Raw genomic sequence first — 6,992 nt, 5'->3', positions numbered from 1 at the left:
CTCCCGGACGCAACTTGCCAATACAATCCGTGGCTATGCGGCCGAGTTCGGACTGACCGCGGCCAAAGGCGTGTCTCATATTCCGCGCCTTCTGGAACGCATCATGGCTGATGAAAACGTCCCCGCCTTGGCGCGCGATCTGTTGACGTCACTTGCGGATGAATTTGCGCAGCTGAGGGAGCGCCTGGAAGAGATAGAGGCGAGTTTGATGACCTGATACCGCAGCAACGAATGTTGTCGCCGCCTCGCGAAGATCCCCGGTGTCGGACCGATCGGTGCAGTATTGCTGGTGATGAAAGCGCCGGCACCGGAGCAGTTTGCATCCGGAAGACAGTTTGCGGCCTGGATGGGCCTGCCCCCAGGGATCACTCGACAGCTGGTAAGGTCAGGTTCGGTGTTATTACGCGAGCGGGCGATGAGGCCCTGCGCAAAACACTGGTCGTGGGCGCGACTTCGTTGCTTCGACAGATGAGAGCGGGCAGAGGCAGGACCGCCTCGCCCTGGCTTATCGATCTGCTCAAGCGCAAGCCGCCGAAACTCGCGGCCGTCGCGTTGGCCAATAAGATCGCCAGGATCGCGTGGAAAATGATGATGTCGGGCGAGGCCTGTAAAAACACTGCTGCGCGGCCAGTCGCGTGAAGAAACTGGCCCGCCACGGTGAGCAGGAGAAAGACGCTACCGTGCTGGGCTGATGCGTGAACTTGCAGGGAGGGGCCCGTCCACATATGGCACGCCGATGTTGTCGGGGGGCGGTTGCAGCATCAAAGCCGAGGCTCACCCTCTCTTAGATCAGGCCGCCAACTGGCCCAAAATCTCTGACGACGGACACCATGCAGAGCTGCAGGAACTGCTGGCCCCGCGGTTGAGCGAGACCACGCCGCGCTGGCTGACCACCGCTGCCGTGGCCATCTGACAGCTGCCCTCTCTCTTCCCTGCACGACATAGCCGCGGCGGCGCATTCGGGCGCGCTGAGCTTCTGTTTCTGCTCGTGAATCCAGCAACATCGCGCAAACTGCCGCGCCTTCCGGCAGAAGATCACAGTTTTGTATTTAGTATGTCGACAAAAGGAATGCACGAAGTCTACAGTGCGATTCCGTGCCGTGATCTCCGTGTAAGCGGTGCGATCTGACAGAGGAGGTACTATGTCCACATTCTTAAAATCCGCCGTCCATGCGGTAGCCTGTGCCGGTGCGCTGGCGCTGGCCGCGAGTGCAGGTGCCGCGCAGGACGTGACCTGGCGCGTGCCGACGTCGGTGCCGGAAGGCTCGCCCTATTACGTGAATTTTCTCGAGCGTTTTGCCAGCAACGTCGAGCTGATGACCGATGGGTCCGTCGAGGTGCAGCCCTTTGGTGCCGGCATCCTGGTGCCGGCCCTGCATGTCTACGACGGCGTGCGCGACGGCATCGTCGAAGCCGGGCACTCCACTCCCAGCTATCTGGTCAACCAGAACCCGATGAACGCGATTTTCTCGGGCTTTCCGGGCGGCATGGGGCCGGAGGCCTTTGCGACCTGGATTTACGAGGGCGGCGGTCAGGAGCTGCTGACCGAAATGCGGGCCGAAGAAGGTTTCAAGTCGCTGGTCGTCGGCATCGGCTCCTCCGAGGTGATGGCTCATGCCAACAAGCCGATCACCACCGCGGCGGACTTGAAGGGGCTGAAATACCGTACCTCCGGTCCCTGGGCCGAGGTGATGCGCGATTACTTCGACGCGGTGCCGACCGTGGTGCCGCCAGGCGAGATCTACACCCTGCTGGAGCGCAAGGGCGTCGATGCGATCGAATGGGGACCGCCGTCGGGCAACCTGCCCGAGGGCTTCCACGAAGCGGCGCCCTATATCATCACGCCGGGCGTGCATCAGCCGACTTTCCTGTGGGAAGTGGTGCTGAAGCAGGAAACCTGGGATGCGCTGGACGATGGTCTGAAAGCCAAGATCGAAACGGCAGCCGAGCTGACCACCCTGCAGTCGCTGATGCATTTCTATGACAACGACATGAAGGCGATGGAAACCTTCCGCGGCAGCAAGGCGGAAGTGCTCACGCTGGATCCGGCCTTTGCCGAAGAGCTGTCCGCAGCGGGCGTTGACTGGATCAAGAAGACCGCCGCAGCCCAAGCTGAGGCTGGCAAGCCGCGCATGGGCGAAATCCTGGATGGCTATCTTGCCTACAAGGACCGCTGGGCGGCGGAAAGCGGCTATCTGATCCGCAACGGCAACTGAACCGGCTGGAGGCGGTTATGAAAAGGGTATTTCTGGCGATTGCAGATGCGATTTCTGCAGGTCTGGGGTTTGTCGCAAAGGCGATGGTCCTGATCTTGATCGCCTCCATGTTATACGAAGTCGTCGCGCGCTATGCGCTCGGCGCGCCCACCCTCTGGGCCTTTGATATTGCCTATATGGCGACCGGTGTGCTGTTCGTTCTGGGCGCCGCGCAGGCCCTGCGGGAGGATGCGCATGTGCGTATCGATTTCCTGTCGTCGCGCCTGCCGGTGCGCCTGCGGGGTCTGATCGACGGTCTGATCTACCTGCTGGTGCTGGCGCCGGTCTTTGGCAAGCTGGCCTGGGTTGGCGGCCACCGGGCCTGGCGCGCGTTTCAGACCGGAGAGGTCGAGGCGGTCAGCCCCTGGGCGCCCTTGATGTGGCCCTTTTATTCGGCCCTGGCGGTCGGGTTGGCCGCATTGGCGTTGCAGCTGGCCGCCGAGGGCATCCGGGCGCTGCTGACGCCGCGCCAAGACGACACATTCAAACTCGAGAACTGATATGCTGATTGCCGGACTCATGTTTCCCGCGCTGTTCGGGCTGATCCTGATTGGATTGCCGATCGCGTTTTCGCTGACCATCGTATCGGTGGGGGCGGGGCTTGTTGCCTTCGGGCCTGCGGCCTTCAACCAGCTGTACGGCTCGTTCTATTCGGCCTCGACCAACTTTATCCTGTCGGCAATCCCGATGTTCATCCTGATGGGGGCGTTGCTGGAGCGTTCCGGCATTGCCGAGCGGCTGTTCCGCGTCATGAACATGTGGCTTGGGCGGCTGCCTGGTGGCCTGGCGTTGGCGACCATCGCCATGGGGGCGGTCTTTGCGGCGGCTGCGGGCGTGGTCGGTGCCGTCGAGGTGATGATCGGCATGATGGCGATCCCGGCGATGCAGAAAATGCGTTATAGCAACACGCTGATTGCCGGCACGATCTGCGCGGGCGGGTCGCTGGGCACGATGATCCCGCCGTCGGTGATTGCGGTGATGTATGCCTCGCTGGCGCAGATGTCGGTGGGCAAGCTGTTGGCGGGTATGATGCTGCCCGGTCTGATCATGGTGACACTGTTCTTGGGCTATATTGCCATTCAGGGCATGTTGAACCCGCCCGAGCCAGTGGCCAAGGCGGATGTGGTTGCGGATCTGCCGCTGGGCGAAAAGCTGTGGGCGACCGCGACGACGATGCTGCCGGTCTGCGCACTGATCTTTGCGGTGCTGGGGTCGATCCTGGCGGGCGTCGCCTCACCCACCGAGGCGGCGGCGGTCGGGGCAGGGGGGGCACTACTGCTGTGCGTCCTGAACCGGCGGTTCTCTGTCCCGGTGCTGTCGGAGTCGCTGTCGATCACGGTGCGCATTTCGGCGATGATCCTGCTGATCGTGGCGGCGGGCACGATGTTCATGGGCGTCTTTGCCGCCAATGGCGGTGCGCGTCTGATCCGGGATGTCATCGAGGGCGCCGGGCTGGGTCCGACCGGCATGATGGTGTTCTTCCTGCTGGTCGTTTTCGTGCTCGGCTTCGTGCTGGACTGGACCGCCAACGTGCTGATCTGCGTGCCGCTGTTCTCGCCGTTCATCCGCTCTGCCGGGATTGATCCGGTGTGGTTCGCGACGCTGGTGATCGTGGTGATCCAGACCGGTTACCTGACGCCGCCGATGGCCTCTTCGATCTTCTATCTGAAATCGATCGCGCCGCCGGACATGACCTATGGCGAGATGTGCCGCGGGGTGCTGCCGTTCATCGGGCTGCAGGTGGTGACGCTGCTGCTGATCATCTTCTTCCCACAGCTGGCCACCTGGCTGCCCGAGGTGATCGTCAACTGACGGCAGCACAGCTGCAGGAAACCACGCCGCGGCCCCCGAAAGTGGAGGCCGCGGCGCAGGTGTATCAGGGGGGCAGCGCTAGAGTTCGATGTCCTGGCGCCGGTCGCGCGAGATCATGCTCTGGATCTGTTCGACAATCTGGTCGGCATGGGTCTTTGCCAGCACATCTGAGGCGTTGACGTCTCGCGCCTCGATAGCGGCGATGATGTCCTCGTGCTCTTGCACGTAGCGGTAAGGCAGCCTGTTGTTGAACGAGGAGTAGTAATAGAGCCTCATCAGCCGCCGCCCTTCGTCCAGCAGGCGCTGGAACAGCCCTTCGAAATAGACGTTGTGGCCTGCCGCTGCGATAGCGGCGTGAAAATCGCGGTTGGTGGCGATCATGGCCATCGCGTCCTGCGCGTCAACAGCCGCGGCGAACTGACCTTGATGGCGGCGAATAACGTCCAGATCGCCGGGCGTGTGGTATTGGGCGGCAAGCCGTGTGGTTACGCGGTACATCAGCGTCATTGCGTCAAAAAACGTGTATAGATTGACGAAGTCGATATGGGCGACCACTGTTGAGCGGTTGGGAAGTGTTTTGACAAGGCCTTCGCTTGCCAGCCGAACAAGAGCCTCGCGGATAGGGGTGCGCGAAATGGCAAAACGCTCAGCCAATTGCGCCTCATCGATGGGCGCGCCGGGTTCCAGCGTCAGGTTCAGAATTTCTTCGCGTAGTATGTTATAAACATATTGCACTCCGGACCCGCGCTTGCGTTCCGGTTTGCTGGTAGTTTTGTTATTGGACATTGCAAACTCTTTCCTCAGCAAATTGAATACTTGGGTTTGCGGTCGCACACAACTGTCAGCGGGTCAGCCGCAGGGAGGGAAGATGGCGGTCTTGTTGACGGTGCATTTGACAATACTGTTGCCGAACGAGAGGATGCGGTTGCGGATCACATTTTCATCGGAGGCGAGAACCTTGGCCAGCGAACCTGTGCGCTTGGCCGGCAGGTGCGATCGCTCGACCAGCCGGAAGACCTCCAGCTTCTCGGACGCAGGATATCTCATTCTTCGTCGCCCCCATCCCCGAGAATGCTTTTTTCGAGAAGACGCAGTTCCAAGGTTTGCTCGGCCACACCCTCTTTCAATTCGCGGGGTTCTCGGCGAAGATCCTGGACCTCGTTCGACGTCGCAGTGCAGGCCGTGTCACCCTCAAGGCGTTTCTTGCCAGCCTCGAGGAACTCTTAGGACCAGCTGTAATATATCTGGGTAATACCCTCACGACGACATAGATCGGCAATGCTGTCCTCGCCCTTCAGCCCGTCCGCACGATCCTGATTTTCTCTTCCGCCGAATATGTTTGCGCGTGGCACAGCGGATGCCCTTTACGACCTTTTCGCCGTGGCTCTTCCGGGTTTCTGTCTCATCTCCACTCCTTGGTGGTAACGATGGGCCAGAAATCCTCTCTTATCAAATCACCCTAAACTGTCCCATTGGCGCTGACGTCTGACAATCATATGTTTATATTTTTGCGGAGAGGGCAGGTAGGATACGGCGGTGCCAGCTCCCGCAATAAATACAATTTCTTAATATATTCAATGTTTTATGGCGGTTCTCCCGAGGCATTTTCTGCATTAGAGCCCTCGCTGCCAGCCGCCGGCCGCAACGACCCCGCCAGATCCCCCTCCAGCGTCAGATTTAGGCCAATGCGCTCCGCTGCAGGTGTCACACGATCCTTGGCGTCCCGGAAACACGCCAGCATGGCGGCCAGCATATCGCCCAGGTGGCCCTGTGCCTGCCAGGCGCCAAAGGACCTCTGGATCAACGGCACCCCGGCCGAGGCGGCGATGGCCCCGGCCAGCACGGTTTTGCCGGTTCCGGGTTCGCCGTGGATCAGCAGGGAGCGGGACATGCCGCTCCACTCAATCTCACCGCGCTGCCATGCCAAGCTGAGCACGACGGCCCAATACACCGATGTCGCCACCAAGACGATCCGTGACACGGTCAACCCCTACGAGATGCTGGCGCAGTTGCAGGATCAGACGCTCAAGCGAAGCCTGAAGTGACGGGGCGCCGGGGTGTCCCGCCCGGGGCTGGAGATTGCTGATATATTCCGTGCCGATGGCCCCGCGTGGCGGCGGGCCAATGCGGGGCATGTCAGCCTGACCCATCCCCCCCACATCCATATGATCCTGCCCGGTGGCGCCCTGTCTCTGGACGGCGCGAGATGGATCGCCTGCCGACCTGGGTTCTTGCTGCATGTGCGGGTCTTGCCGCGCCTGTTCCGGCGGCTGTTTCTGGAAGGGCTGATGGCGCTTCTCCGCGCCGGGGAGCTGGCCTTCTTCGGCGGCCTGGAACCGCTGGCGCAGGCCGGTGCCTTCGCAGAGTGGCTGGCTCCTTTGCGCAAGTCCGAATGGGTGGTCTATGCCAAACCGCCCTTTGGAGGCCCGGAAGCCGTGCTCGCCTATCTGAGCCGGTACACCCGCAGGGTGGCCATCTCGAACCGCCGCCTCGTCAGCGCCGGCGCGGGCACCCTGCGTGAGCCATGCCCGTGCTGTGGCGGGACAATGCACATCATCGAGATCTTCCGGCGCGGGCAAAAACCCCGGTCCCGCGCGCCACCGCGGGACCAAGCCGCATGACGAAACACCCGTCCTTCCGGAATTGTGAACACCGGGCATCCCGACAAGCCCGGCGGGAACCCTGTTTGCCGGCTCTCTACCCGGAGCCGGGGACCACGCAGCAACGTCGCTGCCTATGCTCGATTTGGCCCACCGTCCGCAACGCAGGCATCCGCCCCGGCATCATTATTCAACCGGCATATTCGCTGGCACCAGCCGCGCATTGCACCGTCAGCGCTCTTTCCCCATAGACAGCCCCAAGAGCCCCGCGGCTTCCACCTTGGGAGGTTTTCCAACCCGGACCGATGCCGCGCCAAGCCGCACC

7 protein-coding genes and 3 pseudogenes are annotated in these 6,992 nt (G+C 61.8%); 7 read left to right on the top strand and 3 right to left on the bottom strand.

Going from position 1 to position 6,992, the window contains the following annotated elements; genetic code table 11:
• From AC0KW6_RS22690 to AC0KW6_RS22670, 5 genes and pseudogenes are all read left to right on the top strand, one after another.
• Positions 1-639: pseudogene (locus AC0KW6_RS22690) on the top strand (IS110 family RNA-guided transposase); the annotation flags it as partial.
• 52 nt (positions 640-691) lie between these two features.
• Entirely contained in the window at positions 692-913 is a 222-nt protein-coding gene (locus AC0KW6_RS22685; RefSeq protein ID WP_474036196.1) for a hypothetical protein, read from the top strand.
• 229 nt (positions 914-1,142) lie between these two features.
• Positions 1,143-2,216, top strand: coding sequence for a TRAP transporter substrate-binding protein DctP (gene dctP, locus AC0KW6_RS22680; protein ID WP_474036195.1), 1,074 nt, complete (start codon positions 1,143-1,145; stop codon positions 2,214-2,216).
• 17 nt (positions 2,217-2,233) lie between these two features.
• Positions 2,234-2,755, top strand: a complete 522-nt coding sequence (locus AC0KW6_RS22675) for a TRAP transporter small permease subunit (protein WP_474036194.1) — start codon at positions 2,234-2,236, stop codon at positions 2,753-2,755.
• 19 nt (positions 2,756-2,774) lie between these two features.
• The gene (locus AC0KW6_RS22670; RefSeq protein WP_323783653.1) at positions 2,775-4,067 is read left to right on the top strand and encodes a TRAP transporter large permease; all 1,293 of its coding nucleotides are present in this window, start codon (positions 2,775-2,777) and stop codon (positions 4,065-4,067) included.
• Positions 4,068-4,145: 78 nt separating this feature from the next.
• On the opposite strand, the gene AC0KW6_RS22665 is transcribed toward AC0KW6_RS22670, so the two are convergent.
• The 3 genes and pseudogenes from AC0KW6_RS22665 to AC0KW6_RS22655 form a co-directional block, all read right to left on the bottom strand.
• Complete coding sequence (locus tag AC0KW6_RS22665) at positions 4,146-4,853, bottom strand: GntR family transcriptional regulator (RefSeq protein ID WP_323783651.1); 708 nt, start codon at positions 4,851-4,853, stop codon at positions 4,146-4,148.
• Between the two features lie 186 nt (positions 4,854-5,039).
• A pseudogene (locus AC0KW6_RS22660) lies at positions 5,040-5,426 on the bottom strand (transposase); the annotation flags it as partial.
• Positions 5,427-5,649: 223 nt separating this feature from the next.
• A complete protein-coding gene (locus AC0KW6_RS22655) occupies positions 5,650-5,958 on the bottom strand; it encodes an AAA family ATPase (protein WP_323783648.1) in 309 nt (102 codons plus the stop codon).
• Here AC0KW6_RS22655 and AC0KW6_RS22650 point away from each other — a divergent pair.
• Together AC0KW6_RS22650 and AC0KW6_RS22645 are read left to right on the top strand one after the other, a co-directional pair.
• Positions 5,957-6,112, top strand: a complete 156-nt coding sequence (locus AC0KW6_RS22650; protein WP_474036193.1) for a hypothetical protein — start codon at positions 5,957-5,959, stop codon at positions 6,110-6,112. The genes AC0KW6_RS22655 and AC0KW6_RS22650 overlap by 2 nt on opposite strands.
• A gap of 93 nt (positions 6,113-6,205) precedes the next feature.
• Positions 6,206-6,688 (top strand): annotated as a pseudogene (locus tag AC0KW6_RS22645) (transposase); the annotation flags it as partial.
• Between the last annotated feature and the right edge of the window lie 304 nt (positions 6,689-6,992).

It is taken from the genome of Leisingera sp. SA215 (assembly GCF_055902035.1).
This window is presented reverse-complemented; position numbering and strand designations above follow the sequence as displayed.

What these genes read in the sequence shown, in the direction of transcription:
- AC0KW6_RS22685 (WP_474036196.1), top strand. Translation starts at nt 692, where the DNA reads ATGCGTGAACTTGCAGGGAGGGGCCCGTCCACATATGGCACGCCGATG.
- dctP (WP_474036195.1), top strand. Translation starts at nt 1,143, where the DNA reads ATGTCCACATTCTTAAAATCCGCCGTCCATGCGGTAGCCTGTGCCGGT.
- AC0KW6_RS22675 (WP_474036194.1), top strand. Translation starts at nt 2,234, where the DNA reads ATGAAAAGGGTATTTCTGGCGATTGCAGATGCGATTTCTGCAGGTCTG.
- AC0KW6_RS22670 (WP_323783653.1), top strand. Translation starts at nt 2,775, where the DNA reads ATGTTTCCCGCGCTGTTCGGGCTGATCCTGATTGGATTGCCGATCGCG.
- AC0KW6_RS22665 (WP_323783651.1), bottom strand. Translation starts at nt 4,853, where the DNA reads ATGTCCAATAACAAAACTACCAGCAAACCGGAACGCAAGCGCGGGTCC.
- AC0KW6_RS22650 (WP_474036193.1), top strand. Translation starts at nt 5,957, where the DNA reads ATGCCGCTCCACTCAATCTCACCGCGCTGCCATGCCAAGCTGAGCACG.
- AC0KW6_RS22655 (WP_323783648.1), bottom strand. Translation starts at nt 5,958, where the DNA reads ATGTCCCGCTCCCTGCTGATCCACGGCGAACCCGGAACCGGCAAAACC.